Genomic DNA, 1603 nt, shown 5'->3' with positions numbered 1-1603 from the left:
GCTTGATAGTAGGACACACAGCTACAGCTATGGGAGCACAGACATTAGATGGTAAGATGTCTGAGTATAACTACAACTTCCTAGCAGCACAGCGTGTCGGCCTACCTTATGCCCGTCGTGACTTCGGTGGACGGAAGGGTGCAGCAAAGAAGATGGGACAGATGGGAGTGGATGTATCAGTGGAACTTCATTGCAATGCATACAACGGCAAGGCACATGGAGCTGAGATACTGGTACTGGCTGGTGACTATAAGAGTAGAGCATACGCAGAGGATATGCTTGAGTCATACTGCACTAGGTTCAAGAAGCGTAGCCGTGGTGTGAAAGAGATAGGTCGTGGTGGTCGTGGGTATTATAACCTGAAGTATGTAAAGGATGCTGGTGTGCAGGTAGTCTTGCTAATCGAACCGTTCTTCATAGATAATGAAGATGATTACATTAGCTATCTGGACTATGCTGATTGGCTTAAGGACTACTGTGGTGGCATCAAGTAAGAAAAAGAAACCAAGTGAGAAGGCTATTGAAACAGCTATACTTACCTATCTTAACTACCTACCGCAGTGCTTCGCATGGAAGAACAATAGCACTGGAATTTATGACCCATCACGAGGTTGCTATAGAAGAAATAGAAATAAGTTTGTCATCAATGGAGTGGCTGACATACTTGGACTCTATCATGGAAGACTGTTGGCCATCGAAGTTAAGCGAGATAGAGCCGCCAGAGTATCTAATGAGCAGCACGACTTTCTTAAGAAGGTGCAGGATTTAGGTGGGATAGCAGGAATATGTTGCAGCGTTGATGACGCTAGAGAATTAATAAAGACATCAGGGGGAAAGCATGTCAGTAACATTGAGGGGATATCAGAATGACACAGTTGAAGGGGTACGGAATGTATTTAGACAGGGAGGCAAAAGAGTGGCTTGTATACTCCCCACGGGGTCAGGCAAGACTACCATATTCGGCAGTATTTGTAGAGAGTTTGCACACAAAAACCCTACTCAACGAGCTGCAATCATTAGCCATCTCGGGTTGCTTACAAGTCAAACAGGAGATAGGTTCAGGGAAGAGTGGGGGATTAATTCGCAAGTCTTACAAGCCGACAGACTACCAACAACAGAAGCTCAAACAATTATCACAACAATGCAATCTTTCCGAAGTGAAGAGAAACTGCTCAAGTGGGCAGATAAACTTTCTTTTGGAACTGGGACGCTTGAACGACTCAATATAGAACTTATCATCATTGACGAGTGTCACCTAGTAGGGAACGATAGTTACAATACTATCCTTGAGATGTTCCCCGATGCATACGTCATAGGTTTTACGGCCACACCATTTAGACAGAACAAGCTAATGACTAACCTGTTTGAAGAGGTAGCCTATACCATCAGCACACAGGAGCTAATAGACCAAGGGTATCTAGTACCACCTAAGCTTAACGGTATGGACTTCAATACCTTTGACCAAGCTGATATGTTCGCAAGGATTATCAATACTTATAAGCAGAGACACAGTGGACACAAAGCTGTGGTATACTTAAAGACTATAGCAGAGGCAGAGCTTCTGAGAAACGTATTGGTAGACGCTGGTATAACTTCCAGTGCT

3 protein-coding genes are annotated in these 1603 nt (G+C 44.2%); all 3 read left to right on the top strand.

Going from position 1 to position 1603, the window contains the following annotated elements; genetic code table 11:
* A partial coding sequence (locus ABYP33_RS19055) for an N-acetylmuramoyl-L-alanine amidase (RefSeq protein ID WP_373092922.1) occupies positions 1-494 on the top strand: 494 nt, incomplete at its 5' end.
* The gene (locus tag ABYP33_RS19050; protein ID WP_373092920.1) at positions 481-870 is read left to right on the top strand and encodes a hypothetical protein; all 390 of its coding nucleotides are present in this window, start codon (positions 481-483) and stop codon (positions 868-870) included. The genes ABYP33_RS19055 and ABYP33_RS19050, both read left to right, overlap by 14 nt.
* The coding region (locus tag ABYP33_RS19045; RefSeq protein WP_373092918.1) for a DEAD/DEAH box helicase at positions 839-1603 on the top strand (765 nt) is incomplete at its 3' end. The genes ABYP33_RS19050 and ABYP33_RS19045, both read left to right, overlap by 32 nt.

The organism is Zhongshania sp., assembly GCF_041584495.1.
Classification (GTDB): domain Bacteria; phylum Pseudomonadota; class Gammaproteobacteria; order Pseudomonadales; family Spongiibacteraceae; genus Spongiibacter.
The sequence above is the reverse complement of the archived record's forward strand: the minus strand, read 5'-3'. Positions and strand labels throughout refer to the sequence as shown.